Raw genomic sequence first — 23155 nt, forward strand, 5'->3', positions numbered from 1 at the left:
TTGTCGAAGCGGGGCGCACCGCTACCGGCAAGGCGTGAACCGGCCCAAACTCGATTGCGAGATTGAAACCTGGCACCGGTCGCATGGGCGGCATTGTCGGGGAAGGCGTGAACCGGCCCAAACTCGATTGCGAGATTGAAACATTCGATGTTGCTGTTCGCCAACGCCATGAATCCAGGCGTGAACCGGCCCAAACTCGATTGCGAGATTGAAACCAGGGCGCTGGCGATGCGATGGTTGGCGTTGGGGCGCGTGAACCGGCCCAAACTCGATTGCGAGATTGAAACACGAAAGGGCGGCACGGCAGGATCAGCTGAATGGGGGCGTGAACCGGCCCAAACTCGATTGCGAGATTGAAACAGCAAGTCCGACGACCTCCACGGCGCATAATTGACGGCGTGAACCGGCCCAAACTCGATTGCGAGATTGAAACGAGCATGTTGGCATAGGCCGGGGAGGGCGGGACGTTGCGTGAACCGGCCCAAACTCGATTGCGAGATTGAAACTGAACTGGGTGCGAACCGCCGAGCCGAGTCGAAAGGCGTGAACCGGCCCAAACTCGATTGCGAGATTGAAACATCGAATCGGCGGCGGCATTTGGCGCGTGCGCCGGGGCGTGAACCGGCCCAAACTCGATTGCGAGATTGAAACCACATCCGCCGCGCGCAACACCTGCCCATCCACAAACGCGTGAACCGGCCCAAACTCGATTGCGAGATTGAAACTACTTACCCTATGGCCTAACCCTATGGCCTGGCCTGGCGTGAACCGGCCCAAACTCGATTGCGAGATTGAAACAGCCAACAAGATGGTTGGCATTGATTTTATTGCAGGGCGTGAACCGGCCCAAACTCGATTGCGAGATTGAAACTGGGGGACGTTGTTGGAAGGCTTGGGGGCTGAACGGGCGTGAACCGGCCCAAACTCGATTGCGAGATTGAAACTCTCTGTTGAATCGGCTGCCCATGTCCCCTGCGGAGGCGTGAACCGGCCCAAACTCGATTGCGAGATTGAAACTCATGCCGCTCTCTTTTCAGACAGTCTAATCAGCGTGCGTGAACCGGCCCAAACTCGATTGCGAGATTGAAACTCTTTCAACCCGTCTCGATACCCGTCATGGTACGACGCGTGAACCGGCCCAAACTCGATTGCGAGATTGAAACCCGAATGGGGACCGCTCCCCCCTACCCTGCTCGTCAAAGCGTGAACCGGCCCAAACTCGATTGCGAGATTGAAACCCCACTCGGTACCGGGGTAATCGGCGGCGGTGTCGGCGTGAACCGGCCCAAACTCGATTGCGAGATTGAAACTCGCATCACCACCCGGTGAGACACCTCCGACTGCACGCGTGAACCGGCCCAAACTCGATTGCGAGATTGAAACTGTAGCTGACGGCGCTGGTAGTATTCATGCACCACGGCGTGAACCGGCCCAAACTCGATTGCGAGATTGAAACCGGTATACCCGCTCGGCCTGCAATTCATCCTGCCCGGCGTGAACCGGCCCAAACTCGATTGCGAGATTGAAACCTCATTGTAAGCGAACCTGGCGACTATCGGGCGCTTGGCGTGAACCGGCCCAAACTCGATTGCGAGATTGAAACTGCACCACGTGCCGTCAAAACGACCTTTGGCCTTTGCGTGAACCGGCCCAAACTCGATTGCGAGATTGAAACCAACATACTGAATAATGTCCAGAGAGCCTCTACTGGCGTGAACCGGCCCAAACTCGATTGCGAGATTGAAACAGAACGTAACTGACAGGGATTTGCCAAATCGGACAAGCGTGAACCGGCCCAAACTCGATTGCGAGATTGAAACTGAGGAGTATTTCAAGAAATGGCTAAAGGCCCAAAGCGTGAACCGGCCCAAACTCGATTGCGAGATTGAAACGCCAAAGTGTAACGCCATCCGTGGCAGCTACCAATGGCGTGAACCGGCCCAAACTCGATTGCGAGATTGAAACAGGCCAAAGCGCCCGGCCATGACCAGCAACGAAATAAACGCGTGAACCGGCCCAAACTCGATTGCGAGATTGAAACCGGGTGGATGTGGATGTGCAAATAAGGTATGACGGTGCGTGAACCGGCCCAAACTCGATTGCGAGATTGAAACCCACGAATAGTCATGGAGAACATCTTCGTCATTGCCGCGTGAACCGGCCCAAACTCGATTGCGAGATTGAAACTTAAGGCTATGCCACCAACGAAAAACCGCCTACGAGGCGTGAACCGGCCCAAACTCGATTGCGAGATTGAAACCATCATTTCCCCCTCTAGGACGCGGCCAGCTTCACGGCGTGAACCGGCCCAAACTCGATTGCGAGATTGAAACCTTCAACTTCTGCAGGCACAGCAAAGGGGCGTGGGGCGTGAACCTGTCAAGCGACAATTAGATTTACACATCAGCGACAATTAGAATTACCCATTTTGAATGGTTAGTTTCGAATTGCCTCAACCTGGCCAGGCTGAGCCTGACCCATTTCCTGTGATTGGCGGCGGGCGGCTGCTTCCGCTCGCATACTGGTCATTTCGGACCCGAACTCGATGATCCGACTGTGATGAACCACGCGGTCGATCGCCGGCCGTGGTCAAGGGATCTTTGAAGATTTGATCCCACTGTGAAAACACGAGATTGGAGGTGATCACTACGCTGCGGCGCTCATAACGCTCAGCCAGAAAAGTGAATAACACTTCCATTTCTTCCCGGCTCTGCTGAACATAGCCGATGTCATCGAGGATGACCACCTGAAAGCGATCGAGCCGTTTCAGTTCCGGTTCCAGTGCATAGTCCCGTTTGGCTCGCAGTAAGCCGTCGACCAGTTTATAGGTCGGAGTGAACCAGACGCTGTAATCGTGGTGAATCCATTCGTAAGCCAACGCGGCGCCAAATGTGTTTTCCCAGTCCTGGGTTAGCAAAAATCAATATGTTTTCTGCCTCCTTGATGAAACCGCCCTCGATCAGGCCAGCTAATTGGCGGCGCAAGCGTAAAGGCAGCCGGGACTGCTCAAACCGGGCCAGGGTTTTGTCGGGTGGTAGGTGAGCCTCACGTAGCAAGCGCTCAACCCGACGCTGCTGGCGACCGGCTGTTTCCTGCTCTAACAGATAGAGCAGGAAACTCCTCGAGAGACCAGTCCTGCTGCTGGGCCAGGCTCAGGGCTTCCGGTACGGCCTCGGCGATGCTGGGCAGCCGCAGGCGTTTGCAGTGTTGCGCAATTGGTTCAAGCACTGTCATCGTTCACCTCCCTGAGTAGGGCATCGTACTGGGCCAGATTGACTGATGATGTCGCCAACTGGGGTATCGCTGGTGATGGAGACTTGATCAAGCGTTCAACGTCGGTGTCATCCCAGGTTTCTGGACTCTCCAGCAAACGTTTCAGTGCGGCTTCCACGTCACTTTCCAGGGTGTGCGCCGCCCAATGCACGATGCGTAGGTAGATCAGGTCGGCTTTGCGCGGTGAGTGCCACTGGTTCAAGATTTCCCAGGCTTGCCGGAAAACAACGGTCGGAAACAAGGCTTCCCGGTAACGGTAATCCCGAAAGCCGCCGGGTTTGCGTAGCAGGCTATCCACTAAGTGCCGATAGTTCAGTTCAATACCTTCGCCAGCTAGGGCGAGTTGGGGGTAGGTTGAGCGACATGAATGCGGCCCAAGGCGGCTAGTTTACTGAAGATGCGGGCCAATAAAACTGGCTCGGGCTTTTCGGGAAGCATTTTAATGGTCTCGGTCACATATTTGGCACCGCGATAGTGCGCTTTAAGGTCTAGGACGCTGCAATCTGGGTCTGTGTCGTGGAGATTGCGCAGTAAGCCCTGGGAGAAGTTGACCATGAACAAAGAGAGGTTGGCGGCATTGGTGACGGCGGTTTCCGGAGACATTCATGAAGTCCTCCAGGCCCCAATACTGTTTAGCGTCCCTGAAGTTGAACTCGATTTGGAATCTCAGACAATAATAGTCAACCAGTTTGTCGTAGGCGAGCGTGAGATCGCTGCTGAACAGGGTGACATGGGCGTAGGCTTGCGTTTGCAGATGAGTTTTCAGGATAACCACGACATTAAGCGGCTGGCTAAACTCTCTATGCAGGCATCGAATATGGTACATGCGAGTTTCGATCTGGCCGTCAACGGTCGTTTGTTTTAGGTACTCGACTGGCAAGTTCTGGTAATCCAGCTTGTCGCCGTATTTGCGGTGCGGCCCACGCCCTTTGCAGGGGCCAGTATAAGGTAAGTACAAGGCCGAGTCGGAGCGCAGCTTAGAAATCAGATGTAACTTGCACTGCTGCACCATGTGCAGGGCAAAACGGTTACCAAAATGCCCGTCCAGGGCCAGATAGGTCAGAGGGATCAATTTGCCCATAAGTTTGAGTTGAGCTTCCAGCATGGCTTGGATGCGAAGCAGTTCCGGCGACAGGGTGATTTCGGTTGCCGCTTTGTTCTTACTGCCTTTGGGGCGGCCCGGCTTGCGCGGCTCAGCCGGTTTGGGCGTCTGCTTAGCGACTGTCTTGGCACGGTTAGCCGCTTTTTTCTTCCTCGCTGCGCACGACTTGCTCGATCCGCAGCTGAGATGAGCGGCGTTTTTTGGTGTTGACCAGTGCCAAACTGAAAAAGGCCAGGCCGGGAATCACACGGCCGAATACCCCCGCAAAAAAACGATCCAGCCCGTGGGTGTAGTGCCCCGCTTTGCTCACCACCACCTCGTCGCCAACCATGATGTAGACATCGTCTGGCCGATATAGATGCTGGCGGAAAAACGCCCAAAACAACGTCGCCCACGGCACTACCGTGTAGAAAAAACGCTGTACCGTGCGATAACTGCCCCCTTCACCGGCCCAGCGCGAGATGCCAAGCATGGTCACCCGCCCTGTCATGCTAACACTGCCGCAATGATGCGGCTGAGTTGGCGCAGCGTCGTCGCCGTCACTAATGATTCGATACACTCTAAACGTGCTACAATATCAGGCATGGGCTTTCGCTAGTCCTTGTGTTGTGATTTTCGTAAACTATCAACAACAACTTTACTACGAAAGCCCGTTTAGTTCACATTTGACTTACCCCCATTTTGGCGAAGGTATTGTCAGTTGATACTGATTTTGGCCCACAAGGCGGGGCATCTTTGCCATCAGGTTTCGCCGGAAGTAGACTTCCAGGTGCCACTCATGGATGTGAACGATGACCATTTGGCCAATCAGGCTGGTCGGTACGGAGTAGGCATTGTGCTGCACCCGGATCATGCTACCCCGGCCGACTCTCACCCGGCATTCTTGATACGATTCCAGCGGAGGTACCGTCAGTGGCTTCATCACCGCTAATTCCTCGGCCAGGCGCTCCCGCCGACGTTCGTTGCGCCGGGTCATCACCTGAGCGATGAAGTGCTCATAATCTGTCACGGAGGCAAAATCCGAGCTGCTGCGCAGTAGCAGATGCTGGCGCAACGCCTGCTTGAGCGCACCGTTGGCCGCTTCGATGTCACCGTTCTCTTCGGGGCTGCCGACATGGATGGTCCGCGGCTGCATCCCATAATGCTTCAAGAGAGCCAGGTAAGCCAGATTATACCCCGGCCCAACTCATCGCTGGCGCTCAGTGAGTGGGTAACCGCCGACGAATTGTCGGTCTGATGGTACACCGGCACCGCGCCCAAGTTGAACAGGGTCACCTGCAAGGCGCGCTGGTACGCCAATAGTGATTCCGATTGTGCCACCACCCCCATTCCCAGTTGGAGTAGGGTAACACGCTGTGAATCAGCACATGCTTGAAGGACTCACCGGCAATTGTCGCCCCTAACTCCGTTAGCCAGGTGCCATCCGTCTGCAGAATTTCGCCTGGTCGGTGGACCTGCGCCAAAACAGCGATCTGGGCCAGGTGTATCGCCCGCCACTCGGCTATCCGCCGTTGTAGGGTTCGCAACTGGCCTTCCTGATACTTATCTGGCTGCTGTTCGCACAACCACTGAAAAGCGTTTTGGCTTCCAGTTCTGGAGCAGCTGCTAACATCTGCTCTACCTTCGGCCAATAGTCACTAAACGGGTCGTCTCGCGTGCGATATGCCCGTGGTTGCTGCACTTCACTGGGAAGTTGTTCCGCTCCTCATACTTAGCAACCGTTTTCGACTTTAATGTTCGCTTTGACGGCCGATTGTTCTTGGGTACGGCCTTTCGTTCGTTCACGCATTGCTAGCCTCACTTGAGCATCGGTACAAGTCATCTTATCCTCCCTCTCCTTCATGATCAGAGGAAGTTTACCTGACCTGCCTGCTGCTTCCTAGTGGGCAGTTCTAATTGTCGTCAATGAGTAATTATAGTTGTCGTTGAACAGTGAACCGGCCCAAACTCGATTGCGAGATTGAAACTTGAAGAAATTCAGGATGTCGCGCACGTCATCCACGCGTGAACCGGCCCAAACTCGATTGCGAGATTGAAACAAACCGCCCGCGCTGCACCGTCTGCGTGCGCTGGCTGCTCGTCAGGCGTGAACCGGCCCAAACTCGATTGCGAGATTGAAACTTCTTCTCTGTCTCCCCAAGGCTTTAGTCCATCGTGGCGTGAACCGGCCCAAACTCGATTGCGAGATTGAAACCGTGGTTGTCGCAATACAGGCTGTAGCCCGATGCAGGGCGTGAACCGGCCCAAACTCGATTGCGAGATTGAAACCGCTCTAAACCGAGCAAAGGCAAGCAGTTGCTCAGGCGTGAACCGGCCCAAACTCGATTGCGAGATTGAAACACATAGCGGGGATTCAACCGAATCAACCGCACCCCGCGCGTGAACCGGCCCAAACTCGATTGCGAGATTGAAACGCAGAATCGGTTGAGGATCCCCAGGCGCCGTCATGGGCGTGAACCGGCCCAAACTCGATTGCGAGATTGAAACACGCGGGCAGACGGCTGCGGTAGGTGCTGGCTGCGGCGTGAACCGGCCCAAACTCGATTGCGAGATTGAAACGGGGGTGATGCCGATGATCTCGCCGGCACGTTTTGTGGGCGTGAACCGGCCCAAACTCGATTGCGAGATTGAAACGTCCATTTCTTTGTGCAAAACGGGAGTAATCGGTACGCGTGAACCGGCCCAAACTCGATTGCGAGATTGAAACGCCCATACCCCAGGAACGAAAGCGCATTCGGCGTCGGCGTGAACCGGCCCAAACTCGATTGCGAGAGTGTTGCAGAATTAAGGTCAAGCGGCGGCTGAGGGGCTTCGCGGAGCGGCTGATTTTACGTTATGGTAAGTAGTGGTTTGCTGGTTGGGGCCTGAGAGGTATTTTTGGGTCAATTTGGGCTTCAGGAGGGGTCAATCGCCCAATTTTTCCCGTCATCCAAGCATCTTTCTCACCTTCGGCCGGTCGAAGGGCGCAGTACGCCCTGGGTCAGGGTTGGGGCACGGCAGACGCAGCTTGGGCCTGGCGTTGCAGGCGACGAAGCCACTGGCGGAGGTTGAAGGCGGTGGCACACATTTTGGCCTGGAAATCGCACAAGAGACGACCCCGGCGATGGGCACGGCGTGCGCCGTGGTAGCGGACGAGGTTGGCGATGATGCGCTCAACGGTCGAACGGAGCTTGAGGTCCAGACGGAACTGGGGGGTTTGGGCATAGGTGCGGGCTTTGGCAAGGATGGAGCGATGGTCGCTGATGAAAACCTGGCGTATGTGGGATGCGGGGACCTGGTCGCCCCGACATTGAGCGAACAAGGGACAGTCGGCGCATTGAGCGGGCGTGAAGCGAAAGCTGCGTCCGTCGCCACTTTGGGAACGGTAAGCAGTGGTGCTGACCCGACCGCGGGGGCAAGTGAGGGAGTGATCATCGGGCGATAAGGTAAAGTCGTCAGGGGCAAAGCGTTCGCTGCGCTGGTCATAGGGCATGAGAGGCGCAACGAGTTGAGTTTGACCGTCGCTGGCCTTGTCAACGTCAGCGTGGTGTTTGCCGGTGCCGGCTGCTTTGTCATAGATTAACTTGACGGGCATGAAGTCGTGATACTCTTGCTGAGCGGTGAGCAAATCAGGGATAGCCACGGGGTCTGGTTGGCTGCCGGTATCAGCCCTGATCTCACGAATGAAGGTATCGGTGGCGGCAAGGTTGACGTTGTATCCGAAGTCCGTTTTTTCGCCATGCACGCGGAAGGTGGCATCGTAATCGGTGGTGCTGGCGATACGATAGGACCCCTTCTTGTTCTTGGGTAACTCCTGCACGCTGGTAATCTCACCGGCCTCGTTACGGGTAATCGAGACTTCATCGGTCATAATTTTGTTCAAGATGTCGAGCAAAGCGGACACAGCCTGACGTTGAGCCTCTGGCAACGAGGGATGCTCGGCTAGTTGTGCCCGAATCAACGCCTGGCACTGAAGCGCAGCGGCCACCGTTCTTTGTAGGCGATTGCCGCGCTGCGTTTGATCGAGACGGAATTCCTTCGCTTCGTCTTCAGCGCCAAAGATCGCTTCTCGATCCAATTGCTTTCGCACTGCAGCCAGGCCCGCTTCATCCATTTCTTGCCATGCCGTCAGGAGTCGCTGGCACGTATGGCGGATCAACCAAATGATCGTTTCGGTTGCGGCATTGGTGCGCATGGCATAGGTATCGCCGATCTGCGACTTGTCTCGATCGTCGGCAAAGTCGTGGTCAATCTGGTTGAGGATCTGATCGAAGAAGGTGCGAGTCTGGTGCTCAATCACCCACAGTTCGAAGCGTTCCAGGGTGGCATGGTCGGGTCCGCTCTCGAATGCGGCATAACCCACGAACCACTTGACCAGCAGATTCCAGCGGATGGATTCTTCCAGGTTGCGCAGCGACAGATTCAGCAGGTACTTCACGAGTAACGCCCGCACCAAGCGGGACACCGGATGCACGACGGGTGCACCGCGCCCGCCCTCATGATGATACTTGGCGCACGCTGTCTCTAACGTGCCGAAATTCAGATGATTGCGCAGGCCAACCAGGAAATGGTTCTGCGCACGGGGTAACAGTAGCTTGTATATTTCGTCGCTGAACCAGTAGAGCAACTGCATGAGGTACTTCTCTACGACAGATCGAACGGCAGGTGGTATAATATCCATAGGTAGCCTGTGCTTTGGAAGGATTTCGGTTTGCAAGCAATAATCCCACAAAACCGGGCTATCAGCAATTCCTTGCCCTGCCCTTGGTTATCGAATTCTGCAACGCTCTCATTGCGAGATTGAAACTGCCATGACGGCGATCCAGGGGAGACCGCCATAAAAGCGTGAACCGGCCCAAACTCGATTGCGAGATTGAAACTGCCGTCAGCGTAGCGCCTACCCGCGCCAGGCGCAAGCGTGAACCGGCCCAAACTCGATTGCGAGATTGAAACCTGAATGAGCCAGAGGAGATCGGTCAGGCCGAACTGGCGTGAACCGGCCCAAACTCGATTTGCTTTGTAAAGACTTGTCAAATTTGGATGGGTGGGATGCGCGTGGGAGCGACCGTGCGTGGGTGAGACGACGGATGGTGGGCTGGGGGATGAGTTACCAGTCGAGGGAATTCAGGCGCCGGGAAGGCGGATACGGGGTGGCAAGCGGACCTCTCGCTCTCTATGATGCCCAATCACACTGGATATGCGACGTCAAGCGTCAAGATTTCTAAGCGAGCCACAACCACAGAGAACGCCGGTAAAGGAACGAGGCTTGGCCGTCAAGCAAAAGAACGCGACCATAAAGGTCAGGGAAGATTGGCGACGCAGCCGCCACCGGCCACCGGCATCCGCGATTCGACAAGGCGCCTGAGGTATGCCAGACTGGCGCTGTGGGCGAGGCGCACGTAAAGGCTGGGAGAGGCAGACAAACGCTGCCCTCACCGGCGACAATGACAGTGTTCCCCGCGGCGTTTGCCAGGCGGCGGGTCGCGCGAGCGGCAGCTGCGGGCGCGGGTTGAGCGCCGGCCGCGAGGTCGGATAGGTGTCGCACCAAACATAACTTGCCTGCCCACGAGGACAAGGTCGGTCGCAGGCTGTGGTCTGTGGGCCGGCCTTGTTGTATTGGTGGGGGTCATGGGTTTACCTGGGTGGGACGCCAGGGGGCCGGAGCCGGGTTGATGGTTGGGGAACTGCGGTGACGGCGATGGGCGAGCCAGTAGATGCGCCAGCGTGCCAGATCGTCGGGATAGGTGGCGTCGCGGTATTCAGCATTCAGTTCTGAGCATTCAGTTCTGAGCATTCAGCGTTCAGAATTCAGCGTTCAGATCTGAGCATCTTCCACACTCGCAGCACTTCTGCCACGCTCCACGCCTGCCAGGGGCAGCCGCGCGGGGCGAAGGGGGCGCTGCCGTCGGCGATTTCGCTGATGCTGCCCAGGCCGGCGTCGCTGAGGTGGTGGCGGAACGGTTCCAGGAAGGCGCGGGCCAGGGTTGGGTCCTGGTGGACGCGCAGATGGGCCTGCACGAAGGGACCGATCAGCCAGGCCCAGGTCGTGCCCTGGTGATAGGCGCCATCACGCGTGCGGCGGTTGCCCACGTAAAGGCCGATGTAGTTCGGGTCGCTGGCAGCGAGCGAACGCAGACCGATCGAGGTGAGCAGATGGCGGGCGCAGGCGTCGAGCAGGCGGCGCTGCTGGGACGGCGTCAACGGGCTGTTGGGCAGCGCGACGGCCAGCAGCCCGTTGGGGCGCAGCGCCAGGTCATCGCCGGTCGGCCCGTCCAGGATATCCGCGCAGAAGCCCAGGTCATCGCGCCAGAAACGGGCAAAGGATTGGCGCACCTGGTTGGCGCGCTGCTCATACGCGGCGGCTGGCTGCCCGAGGCGTTGAGCAAAATCGGCCATGATGCAGAGCGCATGATACCAGAGCGCATTGATCTCCACCGCCTTGCCCTGGCGCGGAGTCACCACCCAATCGCCCACTTTGGCATCCATCCAGGTCAACTGCACGCCCGCCTCGCCTGCGCTGAGCAGGCCATCGGCCGGGTCCACGCGAATGTTGAAACGCGTGCCGGTGTGATGCCACTCCACGATGTCCTGCAGTACGGGAAAGATCGCGGCCAAGAGATCGGGATCGCCGCTGGCAGCTACGACCGCGCGCACGGCCTCGAAATACCACAGCGTGGCGTCCACCGTGTTGTAATCGCCATCCCCCAGCGCTTCGCCCGCGTCCGGGAAGCGATTGGGCAGCATTCCCTGATTGACATAACGGGCAAAGGTGCGCAGCAGCGACGCGGCCAGTTCTGGCCGGCCAGTGCTCAAGGCCAGGCCCGGCAGCGCAATCATGGTGTCGCGGCCCCAATCGGTAAACCAGGGGTAACCAGCGATGACCGTATGCCCGTCGTCGCGGGCCACGATGAACTGGTCGGCCGCCAGGGTGAGCTGTTGAATCCAGGCCGGCTCGTCCGTCACCTGCGCGCGGGTCAGCAGCTCGATCGCGCGGGTTTGCGCGGCGCTCAGGCTGGCGACCGCGTCTGCATGATCCATACCCACGGTAGAAGCGACCAGGCACAGGGTTTGACCGGGCTGCAGATCCACGTAGAAACGCCCCAGCGCGGTCAGGTCTTCATGGTCGGTCTCCTGGCGCTCCGCTTCGATGCGCCAATGGAAGTTGCGGTACAGGTGATCGAGCACCTCGAAGCGCAACGCGGCCGGTTCCGCCGGCTGGCCGCCCTGCAGGCTGGCGGTCAGAAAGAACGGGGTTGCCGTCTCGAACATCGTGATCTTCAGTTCGAAACGGCCGTCAACCGCTTCCCAGTGACCGTTCTCCTGCGGTGTGGCGCAGATTTCCAGTTGCGGCGTCCAGGTCGGCATCTGCATGTCGCCGTGATAATCACGGTAGTTCGCCAGGGCCACGATCCCCAGGCGCACGGGCCGCTCGCCTCGCTCCAAGCGGTAGGTGACATAAGTGGTGTTCTGACCATGCACCATCCAGACGCGTTTCTCCAGGATGGCGTCAGCCAGGGCATAACGCCACACCGGCAGCGTGCCGTCCAGGTGAAACGATTCCAGGTGACGGTAGCCATGCGGGTCCACGGTGCCATCCTGAAATTCGTTGCAGGCAAGCGGGAAAACGGCGCCATCCATCTCGGCCCATTCGTCCAACTTCGCCAGGAGCAGCGTGCGGTCCAGCGGCGGCCGCAAGGCAGCCACGAGCAGACCATGATAGCGCCGGGTGTGCGCGCCGGCGATAGTGCCCGCCGCAAAGCCGCCGATACCGTTCGTCACCAGCCACTCACGGCGCAAGGCCGCATCCAAGTCCCCACAGATCGCACGGCCAAATGCAATAGCCGGCCCCCTACTTTGCCCCATGTCCTTCATACTCTCCCCCCCACCTCACCCCCTTCGCTCCTTCGCCCCTTCGCCCCTTCGCGCGCGCCTTCGCGCTCCAAACCCCACCCGCGGCCAAATTCTGTTCGACCTGACCCGGGGTCTTAGCGCCGGGGATGACGGTGCTGACGGCCGGATGATCGAGCGCAAAGCGAATGGCGGCCTGGGCCAGGGTTTGGCCGGGGCGCACCCATTCTGCCGCCAGGGTCTGCGCGGCGCGGCTGCGGGCCGTGACATAATCGGCCGGCCAGGTCGCGCGCATATCGCCTGGCGCAAAGCGCGTGTCTGGCCCGTATTTTCCGGCCAGGAAGCCGTTCGCCAACGGTTCACGGGCAATGATGCCCACCTGCAGGGCCAGGGCCAGGGGGAAGAGCTGGCTGGCCGCGGCCTGATCGAGCAGGTTGTACACCACCTGGATCGTGTCTGCTTTACCGCCGACCAGGGCCGCGATGCCTTCGACCGGCTGATGAATGGACACGCCGTAGAAACGAATCTTGCCGGCCTGCTTGAGATCGTCCAGCGCCTGCCAAATCTCGCCCTGCTCGATCAAGGCCAGGCCGGGGTTGTGCAGTTGATAAAGGTCAATCACCTCGCGGCGCAGCCGGCGCAGGCTCTGTTCGCAGGCAAAGCGCAGGTAGTCCGGGCGGAAATTGGCGCCATGCGCCACGGGCAGCACGGCGTCGGCCGGGAAATCGGCCAGCGGCCGCCCCAGGTGACGGCTCAGGCCGGGCGCCAGGGCCGGGTCAACATCCCGGTGATAGAAGTTGGCGCCCACTTTGGTGGCGATGATGACCTGGTCGCGGGCGGCCGCGTCATGCAGCGCCTGGCCGAGCAGCTCTTCGCTGTGCCCATGGCCGTAGACATCGGCCGCGTCGAAAAAAGTACAGCCCAACTCCAGCGCGCGCTGGATCGCCGCGCGGGAGGCGGCGTCATCGGTGGGGCCGTAGGAGTTGCCAAACGCCGCGCCGCCAATGGCCCAACCGCCAAAACCGATCTCGGATACCCGCAGGCCCGTGCGCCCAAGCGAACGATAGTTCATGCAGCAAGACCTTCTTCTCGATTATCTTTCAGCGCTTGAACCGTTACGCCGGCGCAAACCCGCCGGCCCGCGCCGCCTGTCCGTACCAGAGACCGCTGTCCTTGACGATGCGCTCCTGCGTCTCGTAGTTGACCCAGGTCAGCCCAAAGCGCTGCGCATAGCCATGCGCCCACTCGAAGTTGTCCAGCAGCGACCAGGCGAAGTAGCCGGCCAGGGGCACGCCCATCTGAATGGCGCGCCAGGCGGCGACCAAATGCTGGCGCACATAGGCGAGACGCCGGGCGTCATGCACTCGCCCATCGGCGTCTGGCCCGTCCGCATAGCTGGCGCCGTTCTCGGTGATGTAGATGCGGGGCGCTTGATACTCGAACGCCACCCGCACCAGGGTCCCGAACAGGCCGTCAGGGTAGGTTTCCCAACCCATCTCGGTCCAATGGTCGGGATCGCGCGGCGCGGGAATGAGAGTCGGCGGCAGGTTGTCGGCCTCGGTCACCGCCTGGCTGCGCACGATGACGCGATTGTAGTAGTTGACGCCCAGGAAGTCGGTCGGCGCGGCGATGGCGGCATCGTCGCCGGGCTGGACAAAGGACAGAACGCCGTGCGGGAACGCGCCCTCGGCCTCCAAATCAGCGGTGATGTCGGCGGGGTAACGGCGGCCGTAGAGCGGGTCCAGGAACCAGCGCACCCAGCGGCCATCCACGTTGCGTGCAAAATCCAGGTCGGCCGCGCTGCGCGAAGCCGGCGCGGTCCAGTTGATGTTCAGCGTGATGCCGGCCTGGGCGTCGGGGCTGTTCTGGCGCAGCACCGGCATGGCCCAGCCGTGCGACAGGAGCAAGTGATGACTGACCGCCGCGGCCGTCGCCACATCATTGATGCCGGGCGCATGCTCACCGTTCGAATGGCCGAGCCATGCCACCACGGCCGGCTCGTTGTGCGTAATCCACAGTTTGACACGGTCGCCCAAGCGGCGGCTGACCACATCGGCATACTCCACGAACGCGGCCGCGGTGTCGCGATTGGCCCATCCGCCCTGGTCTTGCAGGGCCTGGGGCAGGTCCCAGTGATAGAGCGTGACGCCCGGCTCGATGCCGGCGGCCAGCAGGCTATCCACCAGGCGGCTGTAAAAATCAAGCCCGGCCTGGTTGATGGCGCCGCGGCCCTGGGGCAGGATGCGCGTCCAGGCGATGGAGAAGCGGTAAGCGCGCAGTCCCAGCGACTGCATCAGACGGATGTCGTCCGGCCAGCGGTGGTAGTGATCGCACGCCACATCGCCGGTGTCACCGTTGCGGGTCTTGCCCGGCGTGTGTGCGAAGCGGTCCCAGATGGACTCCCCCTTGCCGTCGGCCTGCCAGGCGCCTTCGATCTGGTAGGCTGCGGTGGCCGCGCCCCACAAGAAATGTTCAGGAAAGGTCAGAAAAGATGGCATGATGTTCTTTATTCTCTCGTCACAGAAACGTCGGTTCCCGGCCAGGCCGGGATGCGGGGTGCGGGCAGTCCCAGGGCACGTGCAATCTCTGCGCCGTGCAGGCGTTCATGGTAAGCCATCACCTTGAAGACGCCCGCGACTGTGGTGCGAAAGCCGGCCGGATGCATGCCTTCGACCGCCATCTGCTCATCGCTCAGCGATTCGAGCAGTTCCAGGGTCCCTTGGCGCGAGCCGGTCATCGCCGCAATCATCTCGGCCAGCGAGCGGTTGGCCGCTTTTTTGACCTGGCGCTCGTTCCACACGTTCAGGCTGAAATCAGCGGGCAGCTCAACCCCTTCCAGGAAGCGTTGAACGGTGGCCTGCAGTCCGCGCTCCGACAGGGTGACATGCGCCACGATGTCATGAACGGTCCAGGCGGGGTTTTCGGTAGATTGTATCTCGGTGTCAGGCGTAATTTTGTCCAACACATCCAGGAGTTCCTGACGGGCCTCTTCCAGCCTGGTGCGAATCCGCGCACGCCGGTTGTCGTTGCTCATTTTGCTTCGCTCCGTTACTCTCTTTTCATTCCAAACATCTGCTGCTACGCCAACAGGGCGTAACCGCCGTCAATGGTGATCACCTGGCCCATGATCATGCGGGCATCGTCCGAACAGAGGAACGCGACCAGCCGCGCCACCTCTTCAGGCTGCACGAAGCGCCCGGCCGGCGTGCGCCGCAGCCCTTCGGCCAAGATTTGGTCCCTGCTGGGGAAGAAATCGAGCGCCTCCGTCTCCACCACGCCCGGGCTGATGGCGTTGCACACGATGCCGGTCGGCGCCAGCTCCACGGCCAGGTAACGCACCGCGGCCTCGATGGCCGCCTTGGAGATGCCGACCATGGCGTATTCGGGCAGTACACGGGTGGAGCCGATGCTGGTGATGCCGATGATGCGGCCCCAGCCCTGGGCCTGCATGAACGGCGCCACCGCCCGCGCACCAAACAGCAGAGAACGCGCGTTGATGTTCATCGTCCAATCCCAGGTGCGCTCGTCCTGCTCCACGGCCGGCCGCAGCACCCCGCTGGCAGCATTGGCGATGAAGATGTCCACCCCGCCAAAGGCCTTGACCGTTTCCTGCACGAGGGTCTGCAGGCCGTCGAGTTGGCCCACATTGGCCTTGACCACCAGGGCGCGTCCGCCCGCGGCCGTGATGGCCGCGGCCGTCTCCTCGGCCGATTCACGGCGGCGAAAGAAGTTGACCACCACCTGCGCGCCGGCCTGCGCCAGCTCGATGGCAATCGCCCGGCCGATGCCGCGACCGCTGCCGGTGACGATGGCGGTCTTGCCGGCCAGGAATGCGTCGGATCGCGCCGTCATCATCGCCCCACCAGCGCGCAGGAAGAAGACCAGGTTGGCCGGCCGCTCGGCCAGGCGGCGCATGAAATAGCCGTACCAGGCGGTGCCGAAGGGTACATAAACGCGCACCTTGTAGCCCTCTTTGACCAGGGCCAGTTGCACATCACGACGGATGCCGTAGAGCATCTGGAACTCGAAGCGGTCGCGGCCGATGCCGTGATGATAGGCGTAAGCCTTGGCGTAGTTGATAATCTGGTCATCGTGCGAGGCCACCGCCAGGTGCAGGTCTGCGGCGTGCGCTGCGCTGGCGTCGAACATCTGCCGGCAGAGCGCCAGCATATTTTGGTCCACCTCCGGCTTGGTGGGGAAGGCCACGGTTGGCGGCTCATCGTACGCGCCTTTGCACAGGCGCACGTCGGCCATGCCCTCGTCAATCAGCGCGGCCACGTCCTGCTGACTGCGATAGAGATAGGCCTGGATCACCACGCCGACGCACGGATGCGAGTCACGCAGGCGGCGATAAATCGCCAGCGTGCGGCTGGTGACAGCCGCGTCTTCCATGTCAACGCGCACAAAGCTGCCGATCTGCTCGGCCTTCTCCACGATGCGGCGCACGTTGGTGAAACAAAAGTCATCGCCGACATGCAGCCCCATGGCCGTCAACTTGACGGAGACGCCAGCCTTCAGGCCGTTGGCCTGAATGGCATCCAGCAGCCGCAGGTACTCATCAGCGTTGTTGCGCGCCTCGGCCTCACTGGAAACATACTCGCCCAGGTAATCCACGGTCGCGGTGATCCCCTGGCTGTTGAGCTGACGAATCACCTCGACCGCGTTGGCGAGCGTTTCGCCGGCCACGAAACGCCGCGCCGCCCTGCGCGACAGCGGCACAGCCACGATCAGTCCCTGGGCCTGTTTGCTGTGCGACAGGGCCAGAAGTGCAGTACGCATCACACCCATAAACGTCCATCCCCCTTTGGATTGACAAAGACGCCCCGCCGCCGGGGGCCGGCGCCCCCCCCCCCCCCCCCCCCCGCCGGGGGGGGCCCGGGCTGATTGTTCATCAGGACTTCCTCGTGATGTGCGGATAAAAGCACCGATCGAGTAACTTGGTCGAGTCTAGCTGAGTTACAGCCGGCTGCTCGGCGCCGAGTTCCATCAGATGTTGATGCAGGGCATACGCCTGGCGGCGAAAGGCGTCCAGGTCAACGCCCATGCAGAGCGGGGGCAGCCGGTCCAGGCGATTGAGGCCGCGGCGCAGCAGTTTGATGGCGCCGGCCCATTTGCCCTGCTCAATCTGATGCAGCGCCACGCCAACCTGCAAGATGCCCTGGTACAGTTCACGCACCGGACGCGCTTCCTCACGCCAGGCGCCTTCCAGCAGTTCGTGCTGTTCCCAGTAATGTCCCGCGTTGAACGCCTCGAAGCCGGCCACGGCCAGCGCGGCCGGCGCATCGTCCCAGCCTTCGATCTCCTCCGGTATCTTCTCCAGATGCTGCCTGACCAGCGCGGGCAGTTCCTGCACGAAGCGCGACCTGGCCCAGGCATGGTCGCAGCCGGCCTGCCGCGCCGCGGTCAGCGCCCCGCTTTCCACGTGACTGCCAAAGGCCACGATGGGGATCAGGCGCGTGTGCGGTAGATTCTTGGCCCGACGCACCACCGCCAGCCAGTCGCCAGGCGCGGTCATGTCAATCAACACCAGCGCGGGCCAGCGCCCTATCGCTTCCCACAACTCGTCGGCGGATTCCACCAGATCGGGCACGCCGCCCAGCGCTTGAATGGCATCGGTCACGCGCACGCTGAAGAAAAGATCCGGGATGTAGGCCGCCACGCGCCGCAGGGTCAGACCCGCGGGCGCGCTGGGCGCCGTGGCTGCATCCGGCTGCCGTGCGCCGGCCTCTGTGGGCAATGTCATCATGGGTTGCCTGCCTGACGCGCAACGATGCGATAGCCGCAGAAGGTTTCGCCGCGCAGGATGTGATGCTGACGTTCCACGGTGGCGTCGGGCAGCACCGTCTGAATGAACTCGATTTCGGAGCCGCAGGCCTGCTGAAAACGCCGGGCCACGTGATGTACCGCGCAGTTGAACTCGCGCAGCACAAAGGTCTGGTCGTCCACCTGCTGCCAATCGGCCAGGTAGCCATCCTCGTCCAGAATGGCCGCCAGCTCAGCCACGCGCGCGGCCAGGGTTGGCTTATCCTGCAGGCGCAGTTGAGCTTGCTGGATGCGACGCTGGCCGCGGCGTTGAAAGATGGCATCCACATGCGCGCTGCCATCGAGCAGTTCGATGTAACTCAGCAGCTCATTGGTCAGTTGCGCGTAAGTGGCGGGGAAGACGTCCTGCGCCTGCTCGCTGAGCCAATAGACGTTGCTGGGCCGGCCCATGCCTCGCTGCACCGTCTCATGATGCACCAGGCCGTCGTGCTCCAGTAGGGCCAGGTGACGGCGCACCCCCATCGGCGTCATCGTCAGCATTTCCGCCAGTTCGTTTGCTGTCAGCCGTCCCTGCTTCTTGAGCGTGATGAGGACCGTGTATCGGGTAGATTGTTCATTGTCAATGGCTTGCATGATGACAAGATTATAGCACGCGGTCAGGTCGTTGTAAACTTCACAAAACCGTAATCCAGCGTATAATATGCTGAAAGCAGGCACGAATTGCGCCTGACCCCTTAGGCGGAAGGGTGAAGCCGATTCCCGCTTGCAGCATAACGCCTATCCCCACACGCTCGCACGAGGTAAAACCATGAAACGACAGTCTCTTGACCCACGCGTAGCCTCCCTGGTTGCCATCATGATTGCCGTGGTCTATGTTCTGACGCGGCTGGTTCAGATTCCCATCGGCTCCCAGGGTTTCGTTCACCTGGGTGACGCCGCGATCTACTTCGCCGCCTTTGCCTTTGGCCCCTGGGTGGCCGCGGTGGCCGGCGGCCTGGGGACATCCCTGGTGGATGCGACCACCGGCTACGCCCAGTGGGCCATCTTTTCCCTGCTGGTGCATGGCATCCAGGGTTATGTGGCCGGCCTGCTGACGCGGCGCATCCCTGGGCTTTACGGCCAGCTCATCGCCGTCAGCAGCGGCGGTCTGATCCTCATCATCGGCTATTTTTTCGCCGGCATCCTGCTCACCGGCATCGGTGAAGCGGTCACTGGTGTCCTGCCCAATGTCCTGCAGGCGCTGAGCGGCGGCATCGTCGGCATTCCTCTCTTCGCTGCGGTGCTGCGTGCCTATCCTCCCCTGGCGCAGTGGGGCGCGTTCGGGCATTGGACCGAGTAATTGGCCCTCCGCACCGCTTGTCTGGCGCAGCGCAAGGCGATTTTCCTGTCAATCCTGTCAACGCTGGCGCTGCGATGAATCGGGCCGCCGCGGTGCGCATCAGCGGCCTGCGCTACGCCTATCCGGGTCTCAGCACCTGGGCGCTGGATGCCATTGACCTGGAGATTCAGCCCGGCGAATGGCTGGCCCTGGTGGGCGCCAACGCCAGCGGCAAGACCACCCTCTGTCGGGCGTTGGTCAGTCTGGTACCGCACCTGACCGGCGGACGCTTTCAGGGGCAGGTGTTGATCGGGGAGCGCGATACCCGGCAGCACCCGCCTTCCGCGCTGGTGGACGTCGTCGGCTTGACCTTCCAGAATGCCGAGAGCCAGCTCTTCAATCCAAGCGTCGAAGCAGAGATCGTATGGGGGCTGGAGGCGTTGGGCCTGCCGCGTGCCGTCATCGCTGAGCGGCTGGCCTGGGCCTTGCACACTTTTCACCTGGCCGACGTGGCTGCGCAATCGCCCGAACGCCTCTCCGGCGGGCAGCAGCGACGCCTGGCCCTGGCCGCCGTCCTGGCGATGCAGCCCTCGCTGCTGGTGCTCGATGCCCCGCTTGGCGGTCTCGATCCGCGGGGTCGCAGCGAAGTGCTGGCGACGCTGCAGGTTTTGCGGCAACAACGCCATGTCACGGTGGTGCTGGCCGAAGCCGACGATCCGGCCGTCGCCGCGTTTGCCGACCGGGTCGCACACCTGCAGCACGGGCGCCTGCTCTCCGTCACTTCGTCAGCCGATGTTCCCAAAGATGCCGCTGCCCGGTCAGGCGAGAGCGCGCAACTCAGCGCCATCGCTGTGCGCTCAGGCAATGGCGCACAGCCCGGTTCAGCCCAGCCTGCTGACCACAGCCGGCAACGCCTGGCTGCCGGACAGCAGGCGCCGGGAGCGACCGCAGCCATCACCCTGGAGCAGCTTGGCTTTGCCTATCATCCCGGCCGGCCCGTGCTGCAGGACGTCAGCCTGACCATTGCGGCCGGCGAGTTCGTGGCGTTGGTCGGCGCCAATGGTTCCGGCAAGACCACCCTGGCCAAGCACCTGATCGGTCTGCTGCGCCCAACCCAGGGGCGCCTGCTGGTCCAGGGCCAGGAAAGCGCTCGCCAGAGCGTGGGTGCGCTGGCGCGCCAGGTGGGCTTTTTGTTTCAGAACCCGGAACGCCAGATCTTCAGCGCCACGGTGAGCGACGAGGTCGCCTTTGGCCCGCGCAACCTGGGGTTGCCTGCCGCAAGCGTGGCGCAGCGGGTGGCGCAGGCGCTGGCGCGCTTCGATCTGACCGAGCTGGCGGGGCAGCCGCCGGCTGTGCTCAGCTTCACGCAGCGGCGCCGCGTCACCCTGGCGGCGGTGGCGGCCCTGGAAACGCCCATCCTGGTGTTGGACGAGCCGACGGTCAGCCTGGATGCCGAGGCCCGTGGCGGGTTGCTGGCCTGGCTGCACGAACGACATGCGCAGGGAATCACGTTGGTACTGGTGACGCACGACCTGGCGCTGGTGGCGGATCATGCGCAGCGCGTGCTGGTGATGCAGGACGGCCGCCTGGTGGCCGACGGCGCGCCCGGTGAGGTGCTCAGGCAGCGGGCCCTCCTGCTTGAGGCTGGTCTGACGCCGGCGCCTGTCGGGGAGACGGCCCATGCGCTTTGATCTCTTTGTGCCGGGCGCGTCCTGGTTGCACCGGCTTGATCCGCGCAGCAAGTTCCTGCTGGTCGGCGTGCTGCTGCTGATGGCGCTGTTGCTCAAGCACCTGGCGCTGCTGGCCGGGCTGCTGGTGTTGACTCACCTGCTGCTGGTCGGAGCCGGGGTGCCCTGGTCGGCGCTGCGCTGGCTGTGGGCGCGCATGGCCCCGCTGACTTTCTTCATTCTGCTGCTGCAGCCCCTGTTTGCCAGCGGGGCCGGTGCGCCACTGCTGCACATTGGCCCGCTCGTCGTCACCAGCGGCGGCGTGCTCGATGGGGTCAGCTTCGCACTGCGCGCCAATGTGATGGCCTTTGCCGCCTCGCTGCTGTTGTTCGTCACCGAGGCGCAGGCGCTGGTGCTCGGACTGGTGCGCCTGGGGCTGCCGTTCGAATACGGGATGACCTTCAGCCTGGCCCTGCGCTACCTGCCCACCACCTACGGCCTGTGGGTCAACATCATCGAAGCGCAGCAGGCCCGCGGCTGGACGCCTGAACGGCAGAGCCTGCTGGCGCGACTGTCCGCCTACCGGCCGGTGCTGGTGGCGGTCATCATTGCGGCCCTGCGCCTCAGCCAGGATCTGGGGCTGGCGCTGGCCTGTCGCGGCTTCGGCGCTCCAGGGACGCGCAGTGTCTGGCAGGATATTCGCTTCACGCGCACCGATACCTGGATCTGCGGGGCCGTCAGCGTGGCCTTTGGGCTGTTCCTGGCCGGCCGTTTGCTCCTGGGCTGGGGCGCGACGACGTGGTGAGAAAGAGGCGTGCCGTCATTCCTTTGGCTTGTGCGGTTTTTGCTGCGTCCAGAAGGCATCGGTCTCGATGCGCCGCTGCGCGCGCAGCGCGGTGGTCATCTCCCACTGCTCGCGGTGGCGCAGATAGTACCACAGGCTGGGCACGCCCAGGACAATGGTGATTTGCACCAGGTAGACGAGAAGCAAGACCGTTTCATGCCCGCTGGTGTAGTCTGGCACGATGGCTGCCACGGCCGGACGCGCCAGGTGAGACACCTCATAACGACCGGCGCTGGGCGCATCGAAGCTCATGACCGGCCGGCCCGCGGCAAACGGCGTGTCATAGAGTGCCATGCCGCGCCGGATGAAGGTCACCGGCAGCGTGCGCCCACCATCCAGCGCTTTCACCGCCAGCCAGGGGGCCGCGTCGGTCTCCATGATCTGATCGGTGATGGTCAGCAGATCCACGTCGGCGATGTAGAAGGCATAGCGGCCCGCGGCCGGCAGATCAACGACCGTCGGCGAATGGGTGAGATCGAACGAGATCACTTCTGCCCGCTCGACCTGGCGCACAATGCCAAGCTGATCGGGCAGAAAGAGAAAGAGGGAGCCGACCAGCTTGGCGACGCTGCCCAGGGACCAGCCGATGACGCAAAGCAGAAGGGTCAGAAAGACGCCCACCATGATGGCCCGCACGCTGGGCGGGCGATAGGACAATTCGAACACGATGATTTACCCCTCCATGGGCAATCTGGCGCGGCCGGGCGGCCAGGATCAGGCCAACGACCGGTAGTAGTAGTCGCCCTGTGACGTAAAGCCAATGCGCTCCAGGTAGCTACGATGGGCCGGCGTGCTGCCGGCTGCACGCAGGCGCGTGATGCCCTGGGCGCGGAAGCGCGGCGCCTGCTGCGCATACAGGAACAGCGCCGGCTTGAGATCACGATAGCCAGGCGCCACGTAATCCAACAGGACGTTCATCTCGCCTGGCTCACCGGCCTGCGCGATAAAGAGACCCACCGGCACCATGTCACGCAGCACGAACAGAATGACATCGGCCGGGTCGGGCGTGTAGTCGAAGTGGGGAAAGAACTGCTGAATGCCCTGGGCATGAAAGCGCAGGAACGCGGGCAGATACTTGGATTCCGCCGTGACCTCCAGCAGAGCAAAGTAGGCCCGCGCTCGCGCCATCTCGATCAAGTAGTAAAGATCAATCAGCACGATCAGGGCGTTGAGCACCGCCACCGGGTAGGCGTGAATGAGCGCGCCGTAGATCGTAAAGACCGCGGCGCCGATCAGGTTGACGAGTCGCAGGCGCAACACGGAGCGCATGGTGAGCGAAATCGCCACCACGATCGAAGCCACATAGCCGATGATTTCATAGAGTGTTTGTGTTTCCATCGAATCCCTCCGAATCCCTCTGT

Annotated in this window: 17 protein-coding genes, 3 pseudogenes and 2 CRISPR repeat arrays (1 of these 22 cut by a window edge); of the genes and pseudogenes, 3 read left to right on the forward strand and 17 right to left on the reverse strand. The window is 61.4% G+C overall.

Annotation, left to right across the window (positions count from 1 at the left end):
- A CRISPR array of direct repeats spans positions 1-2405; the repeat unit is 37 nt; unit sequence GCGTGAACCGGCCCAAACTCGATTGCGAGATTGAAAC (it extends 4282 nt beyond the left edge of the window).
- Between the two features lie 31 nt (positions 2406-2436).
- From IPM84_15925 to IPM84_15995, 15 genes and pseudogenes are all read right to left on the reverse strand, one after another.
- Positions 2437-3234 (reverse strand): annotated as a pseudogene (locus IPM84_15925) (ATP-binding protein).
- Positions 3221-3571 (reverse strand): hypothetical protein, encoded by a 351-nt coding sequence (locus IPM84_15930; protein MBK9094228.1) that lies wholly within the window; start codon positions 3569-3571, stop codon positions 3221-3223. The pseudogene IPM84_15925 and the gene IPM84_15930 overlap by 14 nt, the downstream one beginning before the upstream one ends.
- A gap of 35 nt (positions 3572-3606) precedes the next feature.
- Positions 3607-4960 (reverse strand): annotated as a pseudogene (locus tag IPM84_15935) (transposase).
- Between the two features lie 85 nt (positions 4961-5045).
- Positions 5046-5510: a hypothetical protein gene (locus tag IPM84_15940; GenBank protein ID MBK9094229.1), complete on the reverse strand. Its 465-nt coding sequence runs from the start codon at positions 5508-5510 to the stop codon at positions 5046-5048.
- 11 nt (positions 5511-5521) lie between these two features.
- On the reverse strand, positions 5522-5695 hold the full coding sequence (locus IPM84_15945) for a hypothetical protein (protein ID MBK9094230.1): 174 nt from the start codon (positions 5693-5695) through the stop codon (positions 5522-5524).
- 610 nt (positions 5696-6305) lie between these two features.
- Positions 6306-7155: direct repeats of the CRISPR family, unit length 37 nt; unit sequence GCGTGAACCGGCCCAAACTCGATTGCGAGATTGAAAC.
- 200 nt (positions 7156-7355) lie between these two features.
- Positions 7356-9035, reverse strand: a complete 1680-nt coding sequence (locus IPM84_15950) for a transposase (protein ID MBK9094231.1) — start codon at positions 9033-9035, stop codon at positions 7356-7358.
- A 945-nt stretch (positions 9036-9980) separates the two neighbouring features.
- A complete protein-coding gene (locus tag IPM84_15955) occupies positions 9981-10148 on the reverse strand; it encodes a hypothetical protein (protein ID MBK9094232.1) in 168 nt (55 codons plus the stop codon).
- A 14-nt stretch (positions 10149-10162) separates the two neighbouring features.
- A complete protein-coding gene (locus IPM84_15960) occupies positions 10163-12217 on the reverse strand; it encodes a glycogen debranching enzyme family protein (GenBank protein ID MBK9094233.1) in 2055 nt (684 codons plus the stop codon).
- The gene (locus IPM84_15965; GenBank protein MBK9094234.1) at positions 12204-13274 is read right to left on the reverse strand and encodes an aldo/keto reductase; all 1071 of its coding nucleotides are present in this window, start codon (positions 13272-13274) and stop codon (positions 12204-12206) included. The genes IPM84_15960 and IPM84_15965 overlap by 14 nt, the downstream gene beginning before the upstream one ends.
- Before the next feature lie 43 nt (positions 13275-13317).
- Positions 13318-14700, reverse strand: a complete 1383-nt coding sequence (locus tag IPM84_15970; GenBank protein MBK9094235.1) for a beta-glucosidase — start codon at positions 14698-14700, stop codon at positions 13318-13320.
- A gap of 8 nt (positions 14701-14708) precedes the next feature.
- On the reverse strand, positions 14709-15236 hold the full coding sequence (locus tag IPM84_15975; GenBank protein ID MBK9094236.1) for a DinB family protein: 528 nt from the start codon (positions 15234-15236) through the stop codon (positions 14709-14711).
- Positions 15237-15280: 44 nt separating this feature from the next.
- Entirely contained in the window at positions 15281-16030 is a 750-nt protein-coding gene (fabL, locus tag IPM84_15980; protein MBK9094237.1) for an enoyl-[acyl-carrier-protein] reductase FabL, read from the reverse strand.
- Positions 16031-16069: 39 nt separating this feature from the next.
- Positions 16070-16990: pseudogene (locus tag IPM84_15985) on the reverse strand (proline dehydrogenase family protein).
- A gap of 103 nt (positions 16991-17093) precedes the next feature.
- Positions 17094-17948 (reverse strand): DUF309 domain-containing protein, encoded by an 855-nt coding sequence (locus IPM84_15990; protein MBK9094238.1) that lies wholly within the window; start codon positions 17946-17948, stop codon positions 17094-17096.
- Positions 17945-18598 (reverse strand): winged helix-turn-helix transcriptional regulator, encoded by a 654-nt coding sequence (locus tag IPM84_15995; protein ID MBK9094239.1) that lies wholly within the window; start codon positions 18596-18598, stop codon positions 17945-17947. Before IPM84_15995 ends, IPM84_15990 begins: the two co-directional genes overlap by 4 nt.
- A gap of 175 nt (positions 18599-18773) precedes the next feature.
- Here IPM84_15995 and IPM84_16000 point away from each other — a divergent pair, with 175 nt between their 5' ends.
- The 3 genes from IPM84_16000 to IPM84_16010 all read left to right on the forward strand — a co-directional run bounded on the left by IPM84_16000 (position 18774) and on the right by IPM84_16010 (position 21755).
- A complete protein-coding gene (locus IPM84_16000) occupies positions 18774-19304 on the forward strand; it encodes an ECF transporter S component (protein MBK9094240.1) in 531 nt (176 codons plus the stop codon).
- Positions 19305-19378: 74 nt separating this feature from the next.
- Positions 19379-20974, forward strand: a complete 1596-nt coding sequence (locus IPM84_16005; GenBank protein MBK9094241.1) for an ABC transporter ATP-binding protein — start codon at positions 19379-19381, stop codon at positions 20972-20974.
- The gene (locus IPM84_16010; GenBank protein ID MBK9094242.1) at positions 20964-21755 is read left to right on the forward strand and encodes an energy-coupling factor transporter transmembrane protein EcfT; all 792 of its coding nucleotides are present in this window, start codon (positions 20964-20966) and stop codon (positions 21753-21755) included. The genes IPM84_16005 and IPM84_16010 overlap by 11 nt, the downstream gene beginning before the upstream one ends.
- Before the next feature lie 15 nt (positions 21756-21770).
- Here IPM84_16010 and IPM84_16015 read toward each other — a convergent pair whose 3' ends face one another.
- Positions 21771-22460: a hypothetical protein gene (locus IPM84_16015; protein ID MBK9094243.1), complete on the reverse strand. Its 690-nt coding sequence runs from the start codon at positions 22458-22460 to the stop codon at positions 21771-21773.
- Between the two features lie 48 nt (positions 22461-22508).
- A complete protein-coding gene (locus IPM84_16020; protein MBK9094244.1) occupies positions 22509-23132 on the reverse strand; it encodes a YgjV family protein in 624 nt (207 codons plus the stop codon).
- Positions 23133-23155 lie beyond the last annotated feature (23 nt).

The sequence above is a fragment of the Candidatus Amarolinea dominans genome, assembly GCA_016719785.1.
Classification (GTDB): Bacteria; Chloroflexota; Anaerolineae; order SSC4; family Amarolineaceae; genus Amarolinea; species Amarolinea dominans.